This window comes from Rhizobium sp. FKY42 (assembly GCF_005222835.1).
In the GTDB taxonomy this organism is placed as follows: domain Bacteria; phylum Pseudomonadota; class Alphaproteobacteria; order Rhizobiales; family Rhizobiaceae; genus Neorhizobium.
The window spans coordinates 60,054-81,808 of sequence record NZ_STGA01000062.1 but is presented as its reverse complement, the minus strand read 5'-3'; the positions used below and the strand labels follow the sequence as shown (position 1 = coordinate 81,808).

Here is a 21,755-nt window from a genome sequence, read left to right as displayed (position 1 = left end):
CTCTGCGAAATCACATTCCTGATCTCATCAATGGGATCCTGCAGGCCTATCTGCATGGCGCGCGAGCCCTGAGAGAAGCAGAACCACAACATGCAAGACGGGCAATGCCGCGAAGATCGTGCCCAGCCCCACATGCTCCGCAATGAAGCCGATCAGCGAGGGCGCGACCAGAATGCCGGAATAGCCCATGGTTGTGACAACCGAAAGACCAATGCCCTGCGCCATGCCCGGCAGGTTTCCAGCAGCGGAAAAGGCAATTGGCACCATGTTGGAGATGCCGATCCCGGCAAAGGCGAAGCCGATGATGACCAATGTCGCATTCGGCGCAAAGCCTGCAATCAGCAAGCCGATCATGGCGATGACCGTGCAAATCCGCAACGTCCTGACTGCGCCGAGCCTGTCGCGCACGATGTCACCAGCAAAACGCATGATGGCCATTGTCAGCGAGAAGGCGGCATAGGCAAAGCCGGACAACTGAACCGAAGCACCAAGCTCATTGCGCAGATAAAGCGCGCCCCAATCCAGCACTGCGCCCTCCGGTATCATGGAGAACAGCGCCACCAGGCCGATGAGCCACGGCAGCGGCGTCATCGGCAGAAGAATCTTTTCCTTCGCTTCTTCAGCGTGAGGCTTGTCTGCCAGCATCATCGGCCAGGCAACAGCAACCATGACAGCCGCCGCAAACGTGGCGATGACCGCATGACCATAGGCTCCCGCATTGGCAATGAGAATTCCGCCGGTGCCGGCACCAATAAGCCCGCCAAGGCTCCAGAAGGCATGGCAGGACGACATGATGGAGCGGCGCATATGCTTTTCCGTCGCCACCGCATTGGCATTCATGGCAACGTCCATAGCGCCAATCAGCCCGCCGAACAGGAAGATGGCCACAGCCGCCGTCCAGACAGATCCGACCGCTGTCAGCAGAAGCAGTGTCGGGACAACAAGCACTGCCGTAATACGCGTGACCCAGGCCGAACCGAAGCGCGCAATCTGCATGCCCGCGACCGGCATCATGGTGATGGAGCCCAGACCGAATGTCAGGATCATCAGGCCAAGTGCACTTTCACTCAAGGAAAGACGGCTGGCGAATTCGGGAATCTTGGGAGCCCAGGCCCCAACGAGAAAGCCGTTCATCAAAAACATCAGCGCCACGGCAGCACGCTCGCGCGTGATGATGGGGGCGCGGTCAAAAGCGCCCGCAGCAGCAGTATTCTCAGTCATTGCTCTCAATCTCTCCCGGTCTTGCGACCCTCTGACGATCCGGCCTCAATGATTTCGCACCCCGCCTCCCGCAGCGGTGCCAGCCGATGCGCGTGAACGCCCGGTTCAGTCACGAGGCAATGATATTGGCCAGCAGCGGCCACCGCATAGGGTGCGGTCGCATCGAATTTTTCGCGCGTGGCGGCGACGATGACCCTTCGGCTTCGGCCACAGACGAACTGCTTGAAGGCCGCATCTTCCAGGCGGAAGGCCGACAGGCCTCCGTCTGCGTCGATACCGCAGGTCCCGACGAAGCAGATGTCCGGTCGGATGACCGACATTGCCTCGATCGCCCGTGCACCGACGACCCCGCCGACCACGCGGTCCAGGCTGCCGCCGATCAGGATCACCTCCACCAGGGGCTTTTCGGCGAGCATGAGCGCGATGGCGGGAGAATTGGTCACCGCCGTCACCATCAGGTCCTCGTGCAGGGCCTCGGCAATCGCAAGATTGGTGCTGCCGGCATCGAAGAACACGGCGGACCTTTGCGGGATGAGGGCAAGAGCGGCCAAGGCAAGCGACTTCTTCCGCTCGGAAGCGACGCTCATGCGCTGGGTGAGCGTTGTAGCACCCTGCGAGACCGGCAGGGCACCGCCATAAACCCGTTCGCACAGGCCGGCATGGGCCATGTCGCGCAGGTCGCGGCGGATCGTATCTTCCGAAATGCGAAATTCCGCCGCAAGAGACGCCGCCAGCACCCGCCCGTCCTGTTTCAGACGCCGCAGGATTTCAGCCTGCCTTTCCTGCACCATCAGATCCGTCATGCACACCTCATCCTGAATACCGCAAAAACACGCATAAACGTGCACAAATATGCAATCAAGACACAAAACGCCCGACGATTGTCACGAGACGTGATTGCTCGCGATGCCATGGCGGCTCAGAGATCGATGAAAGCGAGATTGAGGGAAAAAGAGGGGCGTGACGAAAGCGCACCAGGCCGGAAACCGCCAAGCGGTAACCGTGACACGGCCGGCCCGGCCGATTGGCATGAAGCGGCCGCGGACGATCAAAATCCGCCCGCGGCCATCCAGATTATTCTCAGGCAGCGTAAACGACCAGCAGATCCTTGGCATCGATCTGGTCGCCAGCCTTCACGGCCACTTCCGTGATCTCGCCATCCTTTTCCGCATGCAGCGCCGTTTCCATCTTCATCGCTTCGATGGAGAGCAGCACATCGCCCGCCTTGACCTTCTGGCCAGCCGAAACGAAGACGCGGGAAATGACACCGGGCATCGGCGCACCGAGTTGCGCGGCATTACCTGCTTCCGCCTTCCGGCGGGCAATGCTTGTCGCGGCGCGGCTGCGATCCGGCACCTTGATGCGGCGCGGCTGGCCGTTCAGCTCGAAGAACACCGTCACCAGACCTTGCGCGTCCGGCGCACTGGCTGCCTGGTTGACGACAACCAGCGTCTTGCCCTTCTCGATATCGGCAAACAGCTCCTCACCATCGGCCATACCGTAGAAATAGGCAGGTGTCGGCAGAACCGAGACCGGACCATAGGTATCCGACGCCAGGGCGAAATCGGTGAAGACCTTCGGATACATGAGATAAGAGGCAAATTCAAAGTCATCGACCGAGCGGCCAAGCTTCTCCTCGATCACCTTGCGCTCGGCATCGAGATCGGCGTCCTTCAGCAGCGAGCCGGGCCGTTCGGTATAGGGTTTGTCGCCCTTCAGCGCCTTCTTCTGCAGGGCTTCCGGCCATCCGCCCGGAGGCTGGCCGAGATCACCCCGCAGCATGGAAACAACCGAATCCGGGAAGGCGATATCACGGCCCGGATTTTCCACATCCGCCACCTTCAGATCCTGGCTCACCATCATCAGCGCCATATCGCCGACAACCTTGGAGGACGGCGTGACCTTCACGATATCGCCGAACATCTGGTTCACATCGGCATAGGTCTGCGCCACTTCGTGCCAGCGGGTTTCGAGACCCAGAGAACGGGCCTGTTCCTTGAGGTTGGTGAACTGGCCGCCCGGCATTTCATGCAGATAGACTTCCGAGGCCGGACCCTTGAGATCGCTTTCGAAGGCGGCGTACTGGTGGCGCACCGCCTCCCAATAGAAGGAGATGCGGCGGATCCATTCCGGATCGAGACCCGAATCGCGCTCCGTACCGGAAAGCGCCTCGACAATCGAACCGAGGCAGGGCTGCGACGTATTGCCAGAGAAGGCATCCATGGCCGCATCTACGGCATCGACGCCGGAATCGATAGCGGCGAGAACAGTTGCCGCCGAGATGCCTGAGGTATCATGCGTGTGGAAGTGGATCGGCAGGCTGGTTGCTTCCCGCAGCGCCTTGAACAGCACGCGCGCAGCGGCAGGCTTCAGGAGACCCGCCATATCCTTCAGCGCGATGATGTGCGCGCCTGCCTTTTCCAGCTCTTCCGCCAGCGAGACATAGTATTTCAGATCATACTTCGGACGCGCACTGTTCAGGAGGTCGCCCGTATAGCAGATCGTCGCCTCGCAGAGCTTGTTCTCTTCCTGGATGGCGTCCATGGAGACGCGCATGTTTTCCACCCAGTTCAGGCAGTCGAACACGCGGAACAGGTCGATGCCGCCCTTCGCCGCCTGGCGCACGAAGTACTTCACCACATTGTCCGGGTAGTTGGTGTAGCCCACACCGTTTGCACCGCGCAGCAGCATTTGCAGCAGGAAGTTCGGCGCACCTTCGCGGATCAGCGCTAAGCGCTCCCACGGATCTTCCGTCAGGAAGCGCATGGAAACGTCGAAGGTCGCGCCGCCCCAGCATTCCAGCGAGAAGAGGTTGGGCAGCGCCTTGGCGTAGACCGGTGCAATACGCGCAATATCAAAGGTGCGCATACGGGTGGCGAGAAGCGACTGGTGGCCGTCACGCATGGTCGTGTCGGTCAAAAGAACGCGCTTTTCGTTGCGCATCCACTCGGCAAACGCCTTTGGCCCCAGCTCATCGAGCTTCTGCTTGGTGCCGGGCTGAACCTCCGCCTCGATATAGGGAACGATCGGCTTCGGCGCCTTGGCCGACGGCATCGGCCGACCCTTGGTTTCCGGATGGCCGTTGACGGTAACATCGGCGAGGTAGGTCAGAAGCTTGGTCGCGCGGTCCTGACGCTTCACCTGCTGGAAAAGCTCCGGTGTCGTATCGATGAAACGGGTCGTATAGGAATTATCGCGGAAGTTCGGATGGCCTATGATGGCTTCCAGGAAGGTCAGGTTCGTCGCCACGCCACGAATACGGAATTCGCGCAGAGCACGGTCCATGCGGCTGATCGCCTCCTGCGGCGTGCCACCCGAAGCTGTGACCTTCACCAGCAGCGGATCGTAGTAGCGGGTGATGATCGCGCCCGTATAGGCCGTGCCGCCATCCAGGCGAATGCCGAAACCAGCTGCCGAACGGTAGGCGGTGATACGGCCATAGTCGGGGATAAAGTTCTGTTCGGGGTCTTCCGTCGTAATGCGGCACTGCAGCGCATGGCCGTTGAGGCGGATGTCCGCCTGCGCCGGGACGCCGGACTCCGGCGTGCCGATGGCCGCCCCTTCCAGAATGTGGATCTGCGCCTTGACGATATCGATGCCGGTCACAACTTCCGTGACCGTATGCTCGACCTGAATGCGCGGGTTCACTTCGATGAAGTAGAATTTGCCGGTATCGGCATCCATCAGATACTCGACGGTGCCGGCGCCGATATAGTTCGTCGCCGCGGCGATCTTCAGAGAATAGCCAGCCAGTTCCTGGCGCTGCGCTTCAGAAAGATAAGGCGCCGGTGCGCGCTCGACCACCTTCTGGTTACGGCGCTGGATGGAGCAGTCACGCTCGAAGAGATGCACCACATTGCCGTGTGTATCGCCCAGCACCTGGCTTTCCACGTGGCGCGCGCGCTCGACCAGCTTTTCCAGATAGACTTCGTCCTTGCCGAAGGCAGCCATGGCCTCGCGCTTGGCTTCGGTCACTTCCTTTGCAAGGTCCGCCTCGGAGCGAATGACGCGCATGCCGCGCCCACCGCCGCCCCAGGAGGCTTTCAGCATCACTGGATAGCCAATCTCGGCCGCCATTTTCTTCACGGTTTCGATATCGTCCGGCAACGGCTCCGTTGCTGGCACGACAGGAACTCCTACGGAAATTGCCAGGTTGCGCGCTGCCACCTTGTTGCCAAGCTGACGCATTGTGTCGGATGTCGGACCGATGAAAATGATTCCTGCAGCGTTGCAGGCCTCAACGAATTCCGGACTTTCGGACAGCAGGCCATAGCCCGGATGGATCGCATCGGCGCCGGACAGCTTGGCAACGCGGATGACTTCCGGAATGGAAAGATAGCTTTCAATTGGTCCAAGATCGCGCGGCAGATGCGGGCCGCGCCCGACCTGATAGCTCTCATCCGCCTTGAACCGATGCAGCGAAAGCTTATCTTCCTCTGCCCATATGGCCACCGTTTTGATGCCAAGCTCGTTGGCGGCGCGGAACACGCGGATGGCGATTTCGGAACGGTTGGCGACAAGAATCTTCCGGATTTGCAAAGCTATCCCCCTTAGCAGTAACCATGCATGTTGCACTGCGAAGGAACATTAGCGGCATTTTTAGGAATGGCAATTTCCGTCTTATTGAATCGTTTAAATTTATGTCAGTTTCGCGTCAGCTTGCATTGTCACGTAACGATGCCCGCCCGAAACGCCATTGCGATGACATGCTGCCTGTTGCGCGCGTCAAACTTCTCCTGAATCACATTGATGTACCAGTCAACCGTGTGGTTGGAAATCTCCAGCGCTCTGGCGATTTCGTTGGACGTCATGCCGTCACACAACAGGCGCAGAACTTCCAGTTGCCGTTGGGTAAGATCTGCCTCCAGTGCGGTCCGTTTTTCAAGCTCTGCCGCCCCGCCACGCAATTCGAGGAATCGCCACAGCGACTTGCGCGCTACCGCTTCGAACAGACAGATCTCTACAGGAGACAAATCTATGGGTTCTCCGGCAATGGTCATCGTGCCGATCAGACCCGTCCTTCCGTAGATTGGAAACACATAACCGTCGTTCAATCCGTTTCTAGCCGCATCACGAAGAAGCCGAAGTGCCTTTTTCTGCTGCGGATCGTCCTGGTAGGCGGCGATCGCGTCCTTCCAGCGGAATGGTCTTTGCGTTACCGCCAGCATTCGCCGCAGCGGATCGATCGATTCATATTTACGGGCGGCATAGTGCTTACGCCACCCGGCGGGCCACCGACCGGTCAGCATAAAGTCACTCGTATCGGCGAACACTTTGTCGTGAAACCAGATACCGTAATAGCTGAACCCGTGGATAGCGAGCAGAGATTCCAACTCGCCCACCAGCTCGCCAGCGGACTCTGCTTCGTGGGCTATTGCCAGAAATTGCACAAGCGAGTGAATATTCACTCCGTCCCCCAATAATCACGCAGCGCAGCAGGCCAGGTTCCCTGCAGGTCAAAAGCGCATGCCTAAAATGTGTTTATATATAGTTGCATATCTTTGGGTAGATCCCGCCTGGCCAGACATTGTCGCAGTGAGTTTCAACGTCAGCCTTGCGCATCGCCCCAGTCTTTCTATACCCGTTTTTGATAGCGTTCACGCTGCATACAGGTGCAGGCTGCTATGCAAGAAAATGAGATATCAGCATGAGGTAATGCCGTGAGCCTGTTTCAAGTGTACGCACGCGCCCTGAGATACCTGGGAGCTCATCGTCTTCGGGTGACGATGGTCGTCATCGCTAACATCGTGCTGGCAGTCATTACGATCGCTGAACCCATTCTGTTCGGACGGATCATCGACGCCATATCTTCGCAGGGAGACGTAACACCCATTCTGCTGATGTGGGGTGGCTTTGGTGTCTTCAACACAATTGCCTACGTGCTCGTAGCGCGTGAAGCGGACCGGCTGGCCCACGGTCGCCGCGCCTCCCTGCTGACCGAAGCCTTCGGCCGCATCGTGTCCATGCCGCTATCCTGGCATCACCAGCGCGGTACATCGAATGCCCTGCACACCCTGCTGCGCGCAAGCGAAACCCTGTTCGGCCTGTGGCTGGAGTTCATGCGCACGCATCTCGCCACCATCGTCGCGCTCGTGCTGCTCATTCCCACAGCCTTCTCGATGGATTGGCGCCTGAGTTCGGTACTTGTGATTTTGAGCGTGGTCTACTGGATCATTGGTCGTGTCGTCATGAACCGCACGAAAGAGGGTCAGACCTCCGTTGAAGGCCATTATCATACGGTTTTCTCGCATGTCAGCGATTCCATCAGCAACGTTACGGTCCTGCACAGCTACAACCGCATCGAGGCCGAAACGAAGGCACTGAAGGGCTTCACCGAACGGCTGCTCTCGGCCCAGTATCCGGTTCTCGACTGGTGGGCGATTGCGAGCGCGCTGAACCGCATGGCCTCCACGGTTTCTATGCTGATCATTCTCATTATCGGCATCTTTCTGGTGCGCAGCGGCGAGATCAAGGTCGGCGACATCATCGCGTTCATTGGCTTTGCAAACCTTCTCATTGGCCGCCTTGATCTCTTGCGGCAGTTCGCCACTCAGATTTTCGAGGCGCGCTCCAAGCTGGAAGACTTCTTCCGCCTGGAGGATTCGGTAAAGGATCGCGAAGAACCCGCCAATGCCGGCGAACTGAATGCGGTTCGCGGTGAGGTGGAATTCCGCAACGTTTCTTTCGACTTCGCCAATACCACACAAGGCGTTCGTGATGTCTCCTTCACCGCCAAGGCCGGTCAGACAATTGCTATCGTCGGCCCGACCGGTGCAGGCAAGACCACGCTGGTGAACCTGCTGCAACGCGTCCACGATCCGCAGCAGGGAGCGATTCTCGTTGATGGCACCGATATCGCCACCGTCACCCGCCGTTCGCTGCGCCACTCCATTGCGACCGTTTTCCAGGATGCAGGTCTTCTGAACCGATCCATCAGCGACAATATCCGCCTTGGCCGTGAAGGTGCGAGCGAGGCGGAAATCATTGCCGCAGCCGAAGCCGCAGCTGCCACGGATTTCATTGAAAGCCGCCTGGCAGGCTATCAGACGGAAGTTGGCGAGCGCGGCAATCGCCTGTCCGGTGGTGAACGCCAGCGTATTGCCATCGCCCGCGCAATTCTCAAGAACGCACCTATTCTGGTGCTCGACGAAGCAACATCTGCGCTCGACGTTGAAACGGAAGCCCGCGTGAAGGAAGCCATCGACCGCCTGCGCCAGAACCGCACCACCTTCATCATCGCGCATCGTCTGTCGACCATCCGCGATGCCGATATGGTGTTGTTCCTCGACCATGGCCGGATCATCGAAAAAGGAACCTTCGACGAACTGAGCGCCATGGGCGGTCGCTTCGCCTCGCTGCTGAAAACCAGCGGCATTCTGGCCGAAGAGCACAAGCCTGCTCTGGAACAGAGATTGCTGCAGCAGGCTTGATCAAATTTCAATCGATGATGTTCGAAGGCGGCGGGCTTGTCCTGCCGCCTTTCTCATGTTGGGGTGCAAAGCTCAGGAACGGAATCACTTGCAGGGACGCAATGAGCGGTCAAAAATATTTAACTCTGCTCGCAGCCACAGCAATCTCTAGCCTCTCGCTTCTCTCTCTGGCCCATGCAGGCGCCAAGGCTATCGAAACCCCGGTCTCTTTCGCTCTTGTTATGCGAGGGGCGGAACCTGTCATTGGAACCGCCAAATGCAGACCCAGACAGAATTGCGAACTGGTCACTGGAGACTCAAACATCCGCCTCGTATTCACCTCGAAAGGCAGTGGTATGGGGAGCACGTTATCCATCGACTGCACGCCCTCATGCTCCTTTGTTTCGGGCCGGTCTTCTATCGATATTAATGAAGCAACGCGACAACCGATAGAAATCTATCAGGGAGAAGATCGGCTAATTGAAACGCTGCTGGTGCTTCGGCCGCGTCACGTTATCGGAAGCTTGAAGCTGATCATGCACAAACGCTGATACAACAAAGCCCGGCCTGCGCGTGCAGACCGGGCTTTGCTTTATTCATGGGGCGCGTTGCAATCAGCCGATTGCGAAGCCCTCTGCCAACGCCACCGCAGTCCCGTTGATCGTGACAGCCGCTTCGCTGGAAGCAGCAGCCTTTTCCACCTTGATGGCGAAGTTCTTGCCATCAAGCGTCAGCGTCGCTTCGAAGCCAGTCCACTCGCTGGGCAGGGCCGGACGAACGAACAAACGGTCGCCTTCGCGGCGGATGCCAAGAATGCCTTCGACGGCTGCACGATAGAGCCAACCTGCCGAACCGGTATACCAGGTCCAGCCACCGCGACCGGTGAGATCGCCAGCGCCGTAGACGTCAGCAGCCACCACATACGGCTCGACACGGTAGCGATCGGCATCGTCCTTGCTGAGCGCATGATTGACCGGGTTGAGAAGCTGGAAGGCCTTCCAGGCATCGTCCCCGCGTCCAAGTTTCGCCAGCGCCAGCACGACCCACGTGGCCGCATGCGTGTACTGACCGCCATTTTCGCGCACACCCGGCGGATAGGCTTTGATGTAGCCTGGATCCTTGGGCGTCGAGGCAAAGGCCGGGGTGAACAGACGTATGATGCCGTCCTCTTCAGACACAAGCTTGGTCATCACCGCGTTCATGGCCTGCTCGGATCGAGCCGGATCACCTTCGCCGGAGAGCACGCTCCACGACTGGCCAAGCGAGTCGATGGCGCATTCCAGATTGCCATCGGCACCCAGCGGACTACCATCGTCGAAGTAGCCACGGCGATAGTATTGGCCATCCCAGCCAGCCGTTTCCAACGCGTTCTTCAAGCTTTCCAGATGGCCGGACCAGCGCCCGACACGTTCCTGATCACCACGCTGTTCGGCGTGAGGAAGGAACCGGCGAAGTGCTGCAGCCAGGAACCAGCCGAGCCAGACACTGGTGCCACGACCACCAACACCAACGCGGTTCATACCGTCGTTCCAGTCGCCACCCAGAATGAGCGGCAGACCGTTGGAACCCGTGCGCTTGATGGCGAGATCAAGAGCACGCGCCGCATGTTCGTAGACCGTCGACGTCTCTTCCGAGATCTCGGGTTTATAAAAGGCGTCGTGCTGGCCGGGTGTAAGTGCCGCGCCCTTGAGGAACGGAAGCTGCTCATCCAGAACCGACACATCACCGGTGGTCCTGATGTACTGGTCAGCCGCATAGGCAAGCCACACCACATCATCCGAGATGGTCGTACGGACACCAGCACCCGTAACCGGTAGCCACCAGTGCTGCACATCCCCTTCGGGGAACTGTCGACCGGCAGCCGTTACGATCTGACGGCGAGCCAGGGCCGGATCATGCATCATGAAGGCCAGCGTATCCTGCAACTGGTCGCGGAAGCCATAGGCACCCGACGACTGGTAGAAAGCCGTGCGCGACAGGATGCGGCAGCTTAGTGCCTGATAGGGCAGCCAGGTATTGATCATGTGATCCAGCGCCTTGTCCGGCGTGGAGATCCTCAGACGACCGGTGAAGTCGTTCCAGAAGCTCTTCGCACCGTCAACGACGGTTGCCGCATTGACCCCACGCACCTCGGCAGCCAGAGCAGCCGCCTCTTCGCGGCTGCTGCAATCTCCCATGAAGAAGGTGATTGTCTTTTCTTCGTCGGCAGCGAGTTCGATATCGCAGGCGAGAGCCGCGCAAGGCGCACCATCCGGCTCCAGTGTGCCGGTCAGAGCAGCCCCGCTTGCGACAGCCGCAGGAGCCGCCATGGAGCCAAAACGCCCAAGGAACTCGCGACGGCTGGTGGTGAAGCTGGAGGCCGCAACATCCGCACCGAACAGGGCTGTGCGGCTGCTGTAATCGATGCTGTACGGGTTGCTGGCAAGCAGTGCACCCGTTGCCTCATCTCTGCTGGAGAGAATGAAGGGCTGCGTCCGCTGCGGGTTGTTGCCGAGGATCCATTCCGCATAGCCATAGACCCGGAGGCGGCGAGCCTGTCCGCTGGTGTTTTTCAGCACCAGCTTGGAGAACTTCACCGGACGGGTGCGATCAACCGTCTGCGTCACGGTCATGGCAACGCCTTCGTCTTGCGAACGGAAGATCGAATAGCCGAGACCATGCCGAGCCTCGAAGGAGACCGAAGGCTTGCGGGATAGCGCTGCATAGGGTGTCAGCACCGAACCACTGTCCAGATCGGCCACATAAAGCGCCTCACCCGGACGGTTGGTAACCGGATCGTTCGACCACGGCGTAAGCTGATAGTCACGCGAGTTCTGGCTCCAGGTGAAGGCAGCGCCTTCCGCCGCGACGTGGAAGCCGAAGCGCTCGTTGGAGATGACGTTGATCCACGGGTGCGGCGTTGCGGCCCCACCTTGCAGACGCACGACATATTCCTGACCGTCGGTCGAGAAACCGCCGTAACCATTCCAGAAGTCGAGATCGGCAGCACCGGCCTCGTCCGCCACAGTGCCAAAATCGGCAGCCGTCAGCAGGGCACGGCGGTCCATTTCCACCTCGACGCCGCGCTTGTCGGAGAAGAGCGAGACGGCACGGTTGACCTGATCCTCGATCTTGCCGTTGCGGGCATGAAGCACGACACGCGAGGCAGCAATCAGGGCGGCCCAGGTTGCATCGTCCATCAGGTCGCGACGAAGCGCAAAGACCTGCTGACGACCTTCCGACTGACCCAAGCGACGAATGCTTTCGCTGATCTGGTCAATCGCATGCTGCATGTCCTGCGCATAGGAAGCGGGCTTCTCGTTGACGATGACGAGATCCGCCATCACCCCGCGAGAGCGCAGATATTCCTGCGCCGAAAGCGCTTCCTTGACGACTTCCATATCCATTTCGTCGTTCACGCGCAGCGTGAAGATCGGCAGGTCACCGGAAATCGACAGACCCCAAAGCTGGCGCTGGGAAGCAAGGCCAGAGTTGACCGTTGCGGCATCGGCACGCAGGTGCATGTCCGGATAGACCAGATAGCGGCCCAGATGCTGGAAGGCAGCCGCCTGCTGCGAATTGATGCCGATATGGCGCATCTGCACCTGAACACGCGTCCAGGCCTGCGTCAGTTCCGAACCAAAGGCATCCGGATGACGATAGCGCTCGACGGCGATATCAAGTTCTTCGCGGCTTGGCGCAGCAATCGTCCAGAAGATCACGCTGACCTTTTTGCCCGCCGGCACGCGCACGACGCGGCGCATGGACAGGATCGGATCGAGCGTAAAGCCATCAGTGCCGGAAAGCGTCGCATCCGCATCGAAGGCAGCCGCTTCGGCAAGCGTGCGGCCACGGCCGATGAAGCGGCGGCGATCCGTTTCGAACTCGGTCGGGCGCGACGAACCGGCATTATCCGCTGCCAGATGCGCGATCTGCATTGAAGGCTCATTCGGGTTGCGACGGTTGCGCCAGGCGCGGATCACATCGCCGCGACGGCCAATTTCCGTGCGAATGAACATGCGCGAGAAGACCGGATGTGCATTGTCATCATCTTCGTGCGCCAGAACCGGCTCGATATAGGAAGTCACTTCGATGAAGCGGTCTTCCGTACCCTGGTTCAGCAGCGTCAGACGGCGGCCTTCCGCATCGTGTTCGGTCGCGACAATCACCTCGACGGAGCTGGTGAGCGTGCCGACGGTCTTGACGAATTCGGCCTTTTCATCGCCGAACACGGTCTTGACCTTTTCGCCCTCTGCACGACGCGGCTCTGATGTCGTGGACCACCACTGGCCGGTGACGGTATCGCGCAGGAAGAGGAAATTGCCCCAGCGATCCTCAACCGGATCGGCCTTCCAGCGGTTGACGGCAAGGCCGTTCCAGCGGGAATAGCCGGTGCCGGTTGCCGTCATCATGGTCGAGTAATGACCGTTCGACAGCAGGATCAGCTCGCGATCACGGCCAGCCGGGTTCTGGATGGTACGGATTTCCGAACGCAGCAGGTCTGCCTGTCCCTTGCCGGGGGTTTCCGGTTCATACTTGGAGCCCATGACCGGCACTTCGCGCGGTGCCTTTTCCTGCAACAGCAGTTCGGCAGCTTCCACGACCGGATCGGAATGGAAGAGTTCGCGCAGCTTGCCATTGTTGACGACGTTGGCGATCGCCGCGATCGACATGCCATGGTGGTGGGCATAGTAATTGTAAACCACCGCGCAACGCTTGCCTTCCGGCACGCGCGTGGGCGTAAAGTCCACCGCATCGTGGAAGCCGTAACGGCCCAAAGCTCCTACTGCCCGCAGCTTCTGCAGGTTTTCCAGCGCTTCCAGCGGCTTGTACTGGCTGGCAAGGATTGAAGCATAAGGTGCGATGACCGCATTTTGACCCAGGCCACGCTTGAGGCCCAGCGTCGGCACGCCGAAGTTGGTATACTGATAGTTCAGGTTATGGTCGCGCGCATTGAAGGCGGCTTCCGAAATGCCCCACGGAATATTCAGGCGGCGGCCATGGTTCATCTGCTCTTCAACGATCAGGTTGTTCGTCTGGTTCAGAATACCACCCTGACGCTCCTGCATGACGAGCGGCGGCATGAGGTATTCGAACATCGAGCCCGACCAGGAGATCAGCGCACCGCGGGCACCGATCGGCACAACCTGACGGCCAAGGCGATACCAGTGCTCGGTCGGCAGATCGCCCTTGGCAATCGCAAACAGGCTGGTCAACCGGCATTCGGATGCCAGAAGGTCGTAGCAGGCCTCATCGAGATCGTTGCTTTCCACGCGGTAACCGATGGAGAGCAGACGGCGATCCTTCCGGTAAAGGAAGGTGAAATCCATGCCAAAGGCCAGCTGGCGCGTACGATCCCGCAGCTGAATGAGACGCTGGCGCAGCGGCTCGATATTGGTCATGTCGAACGTGGTATCAGCGATATGCGCTTCGCAGGCCTCAACCAGAGATTCCGCCCAGCGCAGCAGTTCCGCCGTCTGGTTGGAGCTGACTTCATGATCCAGGTTGGCGGCAAGCTTCTGGATGTCGCGTGCCAGAACCGCAAGGTTGATGATGCGGATGGAGGCGAACTCGTGTTCGCGCTTTACCGCCGCCAAAGCGTTTCCGAAGCCGATAATGCGCTCATCAATGCGGCGGCGCAGCGGACGCACCGTCTTGCGGTCATCCGGCAGATCCTTCAGCACTTCCGAAAGAATACCGGCGACATCACCGATACCATCCAGATTGGCCTGAAGATGCGCCGATGGCGCTTCCGCCCATTCGCGGCAGGCGGAAGAAACGGCGATCAGATGACCGGCAAGGTTGCCGCTATCGACCGTTGAGACATAACGCGGCCCAAGCGTTGCCAGCGTATCCGTGTGATACCAGTTGTAGAGATGGCCGCGGAATTTCTCCATCTTCTCGACGGTCGTCACCGTCTGCTCGATGCGTTCCAGCGTTTCCTGGAAGCTCAGCCAGCCGAAATGACGCGCCGATACAACAGAGAGCAGATAGACGCCGATATTGGTTGGCGACGTACGCTTGGCAACGATCGGCTCCGGCGTTTCCTGGAAGTTATCCGGCGGCAGGAAGTTCTGGTCTTCAGTCGTGAACGCTTCGTAGTAACGCCAGGTACGGCGGGAGATCTTGCGTAGCTCGACGGACACTGCCTCCGGTACAAAGAGACGATCTTCGGTTTCCGCCGATTGGCTGACATACCATGCGACGATCGGCGACAGGATCCACAGAAGCGCGAAGGGAATACCGACGAGGAAGGCATTATCGTCTGGCAGGGCCGCGAACATGATGGCGAGGATCGCGGCGACCGGCGCATGCCACATGGAGCGGAAATAGGCCTGTGGGCTGCCCTGCGCGGAAGACTGCACGCTTGCCGCGGTACGCCATTCCAGCATCAGCTTACGGCTGACGAAGAGGCGATAGAGCGAACGCACGATGGCATCGATCATCATGAAAGCCGAGTCGGCAATGAACACGATGCGAAGCGCAACCTGCGCATTGGCCGAACGAATGTCGGACCAGACGGAATAGAAGTGCGCGCGCGGCACGATATCGGTGGAGCGCGGCAGAAGCCCGGTGATGAGCGACAGAGTAGGCGCGACAAACAGCGAGAAGATCAAAAGGATCTGCCAGATCAGCGCACCGAGCGGCGACATGAAGTACCAACCGAGTACAGAGGCGAAGAACCAGGCAATCGGCGTCAGCGAACGGCGCAGATTATCGATCATCTTCCAGCGGCCGAGCCCCGTCACACCACGGGTTGTGTCCAGGATGTAAGGAAGCAGCTGCCAGTCGCCACGCGCCCAGCGATGCTGACGCGAGACTTCAACCTCGTAACGGGTCGGGAAATCTTCCACCAGTTCCACGTCGGTGACGAGCGCGCAGCGGGAGAACGAACCTTCCAGCAAGTCATGGCTGAGAACGGCGTTTTCCTCGATGCGACCGCGAAGAGCAGTCTCGAAGGCATCGACGTGGTAAAGGCCCTTGCCTGTAAAGCTGCCTTCGCCGGTCAGATCCTGATAAACGTCGGAAACGGTGAAGACGTAAGGATCGATACCCCGGCTCATCGAATAGACGCGCTGAAAGACCGAGGCATCCTTGCCCGTCGTCAGCGAAGGTGTCACGCGTGGCTGCAGAAGCCCATAACCATGAATAACCCGGCCCGAATTCACATCGTGAACCGGACGGTTGATGGGATGGTGCAGCTTGCCGACCAGCTTGGTCACCGCATCGCGCATCAGGCGCGTATCGGCGTCCAGCGTCATGACATATTGTACATTTTCCGGAACGGTATTGGCGCCCTGGAGATAGGTCGTATCCTTGTCGCCCCGCAGCAGCAGGTTGAGTTCATGCAGCTTGCCGCGCTTGCGTTCCCAACCCATCCAGACACCTTCCGACGGATTGAACAGACGGCGGCGATGCAGCAGGTAGAAGCGCGTCTTGCCGTCAAATGCATACCGGTTGCTGAGTGTAGCCACTTCGCGGCGGGCATATTCCAGCACTTCGAGATCGGCGTCAGACTGCTCCACATTGCTGTCTTTCCAGTCACTCAGCAGCGCGAAATAGATCTCACCATGCGGGTTGGCGAGGTAATGTACCTCGAGATTGCGGATGAGTTCATCAACCGTATCGCGGTTGGTGATGAGGCAAGGCACGACGACCAGCGTGCGAGCCTCTTCCGGAATGCCTTCCTTGAACTCGTAGCCGACGAGACGCGCCGGTTTGACAACATAGGTCACCAGCGTGTTGAACAGGCCCGTTGCACCCTCCGAGGCTGGCAGCGAGAACATCAGCAGGAAGAGAATGATGACCGGCCAGGACATGCCCGCATGGGCCAGGAAGAAGCCGACGATCGCGAGCGCCAGAAAGGTGAGGAGGAGAACCGGCGCAGCCACAGCGAACCAGTTCAGCTTCTGCACGGTGCGCAGAAGTCTCTGGGCAAAGGTTGGCGTGTAGCCGACACGCTTTTCCAGCTCTTCGCGATACATGCCGTTCAGAAATGCGCCGACATTTGCTTTGTGCGGATCCGGCTCAGTGGCCTGCGCAGCCTCTTGCGCCAGGGCAATGGCTGCACTGGCAACCTCGATTTCTGTCTTCTTCGCGTAACGCGCCAGCTTCTCGATCCGGTTGCGGTAGGAGTTGCGCGATCCGAAATCGAGATCGTTGTAGTCACTCTGCTCGCGGAGAACCTTGTCAACAAGGCACACGTCCTCGAACCAGACACTCCATTCAGTGTCATCGATTTCGCGCAGGCTCTTGATGATGTTACCCATTGTGACGTTGCCGGAGGACAGGCGGTTCTGCTCCGCCATCATCACTTCTTCGGTGTCGGTTCCGGCAGCCGCCAGACGTGCTTCCAGCCACTGGATGGCGAAGCTTGGCGATTGCGACGCATTACGCAGGCGATAGAGGAACTGCGTCGAAAATGTATTATCGTCCGTCAGCGGCTCAATCTTCTTCAACAGATCGGCGCTTGCGGCTTCGTCGTTCAACTTGATGATGGCATCTGCCGCATCATTGGCCTGCTGGCGCATGCGTCGCGACTTCTCCACCCGAATGGAGATGCGGCGCAGGTTTTCAATCAGCACGAAACGCAGGAAGGACGGCAACGCCCACAGTTCACCGATTTCCAGCGACTGATGGACCTGGAAGCCCTCTGTCATCGCCGTCAGGTTATCGCGGTTCACGGTGCTGTGGGTGTGCGCCACATAAAGCCATGCCAGCGCCAGAACGCGTGGCATTTCCATCGAACCGATGCGCATGGTCGGCAGCTGACGATAGAACTTCTTCGGAAAGTCGCGACGAACTTCCTGAATGGCTTCTTCCACGATGTAGTGATTGTCCAGCAGCCACTCCGCAGCCGGTGTAATGGTCGCACCGGCCTCCACGTCCTTGGCTGTCGAACGGTAAACGCGCAGAATTTCGCGTTCGTTCTCCTTGTGCCGTTCGCGAAATTCGAAGGTCATGAAACCCGGAAGCGTTGCCGCACCGTCGCGCGCCAGAGCCTCACCGCAGGACCGCAGGGCCTCGGCATTGAAATAGGTGGCACGGATCGCTTCGTTATGATCGATCTGCTTGCCTTCGGTTTCGCGCGAGGAGGAAGCGGGGGTATTATGAAATGACATTGTGTCGACTTCTGATCAGGAGTGGGCGGTCTTGAACGGCGGGCCATCCGGCCTTCAGGCGGACAGAATCAAGGCTTCAGAAATGGAAATGGCAGGTGGTGAGCCTTGCAGACAGTAAGCAGCCTTCCTGGCCGGTATGTGCGACACATGAAGGCGGAAGACTTGCAGATGATCAACGGTCTCTCCAATACTGACATCTATCGCCACTAGCCGGACAGGCATGAATGAAACCTGAACATATTCAGCCCTTTGGAATATAGGATGCGATGCATTTCGTGTCTTGCGCAGCAAGTTGGTCGACCGGCCTCGGGCTTCAATTCTCTGCGTTGCACGGAGTTCCATGACACCAACATGTTTCTTCTTCAAGCGTCTTCTTGGCTCGCTTGGCCGGAGCTTGAATTCGAGGCGTAATTTTATGCAGGTAGTACAGGGCATTTACCCGCAAGGGTACAGCCTGCTATGTCTCATACTTTGCTAATGATGCCTTAACTGCCAGCAGTGGTGATGATATGACACTCCAGATCTCGAACGACATGCCGGAACTCGTGGCGCTACGGCGCTTCCTTCATCAGAATCCGGAATTGGGCCTGTCCGAGTTCAAAACTTCCGACTTCATCGCCGATCAACTGACGCAGATGGGCTGGGAAGTTACCCGCGGCCTGGCCAAGACCGGGATCGTCGCCACACTTCGTAACGGTTCGAGCGACCGCGCGATTGGTATCCGCGCTGATATTGATGCGCTCCCGATCTTCGAGGAAACCGGCCTCGATCACGCCAGCCAGACGCCGGGCCTGATGCATGCCTGCGGCCATGATGGGCACACAGCCATCCTCTTGGGCGCAGCAAAGGCGCTGTCGGAGCGCCGTAATTTTGATGGCGCGGTTCATCTGATCTTTCAGCCGGCCGAGGAAAACTTCGCCGGAGCCAAGATCATGATCGAGGACGGGCTGTTCAAGCGCTTCCCCTGCGACGTGGTTTTTGGTCTCCACAATGATCCATCCATTCCCTTCGGCAAGATCGCCGTGAAGGAAGGGCCAATGATGGCCGCAGCCGATGAATGCCTGATTGTGGTCAACGGTCGTGGTGGACACGGGGCCGAACCGCAGGATGCGCTCGACCCAATCGTTTGCGGCGCAAGCATCGTCATGGCCTTGCAGACGATCGTGACACGTAACCTCCACGCGATGGATCAGGCGGTCATTACCGTCGGCGCTTTCAATTCCGGCAAGGCCAGCAATGTCATTCCGGAACGCGCGGAGCTTGCCGTCACCATCCGCTCCTTCGACCCCAAGGTTCGAGACATGCTGGAGACGCGTGTGCGAGAAGTCGCAGAAGGACAGGCCGCAAGTTATGGCATGAGCGCCACCATCCATTACGAACGCGGCTACGAGCCTACAATCAACCACGTTGAACAGACACAGTTCATCCGCAGCGTGGCACAACGGGTCGTCGGAACAGAGAATGTGCTGGATCTGCCGCGCCCCAGTATGGGCAGCGAGGATTTCGCCTTCATGCTGGCAGAGACACCCGGCAGCTACATCCTGCTCGGGACCGGCAGGACGGACCGCGATCCACCCCTGCATCATCCGAAGTTCGACTTCAATGACGATGCCTTGCCGATTGGCGTATCCATGTGGGTGGAAACGGTAGAAGCTTACCTGAAGAATGATTGAACGAAAAAGCCCTTCCGCGGGCGGCACGGAAGGGCTTTTTCAAGATCCGAACGGTGCGCACCGTTCGGCTCAAGCGATGAGACCAAGGGTTACAGCGCCAATGAAAGCTATTGCGGCGAAGGCCAGAAGGGTGGGTAGCAAGGCCGGATAGCCGATTCTGGCCGATCCCGGAGCGGCAAGCTCCGCGGGAAGATGTTGCAAGGACTGGGTCATGAGATCCTCCGTCACATTGTCGCCTTATTCTGTAACATTACCTTAACACGACCAGATTGATAGAGATTTCCTTTCTCCAGTATCGCCTGTCTGGAAATATCCTTTCGCCGGAGAGCTAACCACGCAATAAATATGCTGCGCCAGGCGGGAGTCTGATTTCGGAAGGATTTTGAGGGTCATGGACATAGACGTTGTAGTGGTAGGAGCAGGCGTCGTGGGCCTCGCCTGTGCGCGCAAACTTGCGCGGTCCGGTCACTCGGTGCTCATCCTCGAGAAGGAAGGCGCCATCGGCACTGAGACCTCATCACGCAACAGCGAGGTCATTCATGCGGGTCTCTATTATCCGAAAGACAGCCTGAAAGCGCATCTGTGCGTCCGGGGAAAGGCGGAGCTTTATGCCTATTGCACATCCCACGGCATAGCGCACCGCAAATGTGGAAAGTTGATCGTGGCAACCTCTGCCGAGGAGCTTTATCTCATCGAGGCTTTGCAGCGCAAAGGCGAGGCGAACGGCGTGTTGGATCTGGTGATGCTGGATAAGCGGCAGGCACGACAGCTCGAACCAGCGCTAAACTGCGTTGCAGCTCTCTATTCTCCTTCCACCGGTATCATCGATAGCCATGGATACATGCTAGCATTGCAGGGCGATGCGGAGGATGCGGGAGCCTCCATTGCCCTTCACGCACCTTTCGAGGGTTCAACTCCGATCGCAGGAGGTTTTGAGATCCGGGTCGGCGGCGCAGATCCCGTGACGATCACCAGCCGGATGCTCGTCAACGCCGCAGGTCTTCACGGCAGCCGTGTCGCCACCTGCATCGAGAGATTGCCGGTGTCGGCCATTCCGCAAACCGGCTATGCAAAGGGCAACTATTTCATGCTGACGGGCCGTGCACCCTTCAGCCATCTCATCTATCCAGCTCCGCACGCGCACGGACTGGGCGTGCATCTGACCTTCGATCTTGGCGGACAGGCGCGTTTCGGTCCTGATGTCGAATGGGTGGATGAGATTGACTATGAAGTTGATCCGAAGCGCGTCGAGGGCTTCGAAGACGCCGTCCAGCGCTATTGGCCCGAAATGCCTCGCAATGCGCTAGTTCCCGGCTATAGCGGCATCAGGCCCAAGATTTCCGGCCCGTCTGATCCGGCGGCGGATTTTCGAATCGATGGCCCGCAAGCGCATGGGATCGACGGCCTCGTGAATCTCTTCGGAATTGAGAGCCCGGGGTTGACTGCTTCACTTGCTATTGCGGAAGAGGTGGCAGCAAAGCTGCGAGGCTGATACTCACTCTGCCTGCACAACCGAATGCGTCCGCAACAACGCCTTTATCGGCAGATGATCCGAAGCAATGCGTGCCAGAGCCGTATCATGAACATGCACCTGTTCGATCAGCCCTTCATGTGAACACATGATGCGATCAAGCGCCAGAACCGGCAGCCGCGAGGGAAAGCTTGGGACCGCCGAAGGCATTCCGCGAAATTTGGATGCAAGCGAGTTTAGCGAGGAACGATTGCCAAGCCGCCATTCGTTCAGATCGCCCATCAGAAGCGTCGGCTGCTCATCGCGTAACTGCAGCAAGTCCAGAATCATGCGTGCCTGGCTTTGCCGCGATCTATTCAAAAGACCCAGATGTGCGGCAACCACCCGCAAGACAGTCCCATCCGCCAGTTCCAGTTCCGTCAGCAGCGCTCCGCGCGGCTCAAGCCCGGGCAGCTTGACCGGATGAACGTCCCGGACGGCACCATTGCGAAAAAAGAGCACATTGCCGTGCCAGCCATGAGCCTTGGCAATACCGCTGATCGGCACCGGACAGAGCCCCGTCTCACGCTCGATCCAGTGTAGATCGAGCAATCCTCGCCGCTCGCCAAAGCGCGTATCGGCCTCCTGAAGGGCAATCACATCCGGATTGATCTCGCGAATGACATGGGCAATGCGGGCGGGATCGAATTTTCCATCCACGCCGACGCATTTGTGAACATTGTAGGAGGCAACCTTGAGACCCTGCTCCTCCGGCAGAACAATATCCAATGCCCCACTCTTACGGTTCTTTCGGTTTCGAATAGACGCGATGATATGGGCGGGTATGGTGTTCGGTTTGGTCATGCGCTCACGTTTGCTGCCTTATTATATGCATATAATA

General features: G+C 58.8%; 11 protein-coding genes. 4 read left to right on the top strand and 7 right to left on the bottom strand.

Annotation, left to right across the window (positions count from 1 at the left end; translation table 11 throughout):
* Window positions 1-27: 27 nt before the first annotated feature.
* The 4 genes from E8M78_RS20450 to E8M78_RS20435 form a co-directional block, all read right to left on the bottom strand.
* A complete protein-coding gene (locus E8M78_RS20450; RefSeq protein WP_137136806.1) occupies window positions 28-1,221 on the bottom strand; it encodes an MFS transporter in 1,194 nt (397 codons plus the stop codon).
* 5 nt (window positions 1,222-1,226) lie between these two features.
* Window positions 1,227-2,024, bottom strand: a complete 798-nt coding sequence (locus E8M78_RS20445) for a DeoR/GlpR family DNA-binding transcription regulator (protein WP_246658416.1) — start codon at window positions 2,022-2,024, stop codon at window positions 1,227-1,229.
* Between the two features lie 277 nt (window positions 2,025-2,301).
* Complete coding sequence (gene pyc, locus E8M78_RS20440; protein ID WP_137136804.1) at window positions 2,302-5,760, bottom strand: pyruvate carboxylase; 3,459 nt, start codon at window positions 5,758-5,760, stop codon at window positions 2,302-2,304.
* Window positions 5,761-5,888: 128 nt separating this feature from the next.
* Window positions 5,889-6,629 (bottom strand): LuxR family transcriptional regulator, encoded by a 741-nt coding sequence (locus E8M78_RS20435; RefSeq protein ID WP_137136803.1) that lies wholly within the window; start codon window positions 6,627-6,629, stop codon window positions 5,889-5,891.
* A 252-nt stretch (window positions 6,630-6,881) separates the two neighbouring features.
* Here E8M78_RS20435 and E8M78_RS20430 point away from each other — a divergent pair, with 252 nt between their 5' ends.
* Together E8M78_RS20430 and E8M78_RS20425 are read left to right on the top strand one after the other, a co-directional pair.
* Entirely contained in the window at window positions 6,882-8,651 is a 1,770-nt protein-coding gene (locus E8M78_RS20430; protein WP_137136802.1) for a glucan ABC transporter ATP-binding protein/ permease, read from the top strand.
* 101 nt (window positions 8,652-8,752) lie between these two features.
* On the top strand, window positions 8,753-9,181 hold the full coding sequence (locus E8M78_RS20425) for a hypothetical protein (protein ID WP_137136801.1): 429 nt from the start codon (window positions 8,753-8,755) through the stop codon (window positions 9,179-9,181).
* A 63-nt stretch (window positions 9,182-9,244) separates the two neighbouring features.
* On the opposite strand, the gene E8M78_RS20420 is transcribed toward E8M78_RS20425, so the two are convergent.
* Window positions 9,245-17,731, bottom strand: coding sequence for a glucoamylase family protein (locus E8M78_RS20420; protein ID WP_137136800.1), 8,487 nt, complete (start codon window positions 17,729-17,731; stop codon window positions 9,245-9,247).
* Between the two features lie 509 nt (window positions 17,732-18,240).
* Between E8M78_RS20420 and E8M78_RS20415 the strand changes: the two genes are divergently transcribed.
* On the top strand, window positions 18,241-19,404 hold the full coding sequence (locus tag E8M78_RS20415; RefSeq protein ID WP_246658415.1) for a M20 aminoacylase family protein: 1,164 nt from the start codon (window positions 18,241-18,243) through the stop codon (window positions 19,402-19,404).
* A gap of 69 nt (window positions 19,405-19,473) precedes the next feature.
* Here E8M78_RS20415 and E8M78_RS23455 read toward each other — a convergent pair whose 3' ends face one another.
* Window positions 19,474-19,617, bottom strand: a complete 144-nt coding sequence (locus E8M78_RS23455) for a hypothetical protein (RefSeq protein WP_170973496.1) — start codon at window positions 19,615-19,617, stop codon at window positions 19,474-19,476.
* 166 nt (window positions 19,618-19,783) lie between these two features.
* Between E8M78_RS23455 and E8M78_RS20410 the strand changes: the two genes are divergently transcribed.
* Window positions 19,784-20,896, top strand: coding sequence for an NAD(P)/FAD-dependent oxidoreductase (locus E8M78_RS20410; RefSeq protein WP_281405080.1), 1,113 nt, complete (start codon window positions 19,784-19,786; stop codon window positions 20,894-20,896).
* Between the two features lie 3 nt (window positions 20,897-20,899).
* Here the strand turns inward: E8M78_RS20410 and E8M78_RS20405 are convergent, their stop codons facing one another.
* A complete protein-coding gene (locus E8M78_RS20405) occupies window positions 20,900-21,718 on the bottom strand; it encodes an endonuclease/exonuclease/phosphatase family protein (protein ID WP_137136798.1) in 819 nt (272 codons plus the stop codon).
* Window positions 21,719-21,755 lie beyond the last annotated feature (37 nt).

What these genes read in the sequence shown, in the direction of transcription:
- E8M78_RS20450 (WP_137136806.1), bottom strand. Translation starts at nt 1,221, where the DNA reads ATGACTGAGAATACTGCTGCTGCGGGCGCTTTTGACCGCGCCCCCATC.
- E8M78_RS20445 (WP_246658416.1), bottom strand. Translation starts at nt 2,024, where the DNA reads ATGACGGATCTGATGGTGCAGGAAAGGCAGGCTGAAATCCTGCGGCGT.
- E8M78_RS20425 (WP_137136801.1), top strand. Translation starts at nt 8,753, where the DNA reads ATGAGCGGTCAAAAATATTTAACTCTGCTCGCAGCCACAGCAATCTCT.
- E8M78_RS20420 (WP_137136800.1), bottom strand. Translation starts at nt 17,731, where the DNA reads ATGTCATTTCATAATACCCCCGCTTCCTCCTCGCGCGAAACCGAAGGC.
- E8M78_RS20415 (WP_246658415.1), top strand. Translation starts at nt 18,241, where the DNA reads ATGACACTCCAGATCTCGAACGACATGCCGGAACTCGTGGCGCTACGG.
- E8M78_RS23455 (WP_170973496.1), bottom strand. Translation starts at nt 19,617, where the DNA reads ATGACCCAGTCCTTGCAACATCTTCCCGCGGAGCTTGCCGCTCCGGGA.
- E8M78_RS20405 (WP_137136798.1), bottom strand. Translation starts at nt 21,718, where the DNA reads ATGACCAAACCGAACACCATACCCGCCCATATCATCGCGTCTATTCGA.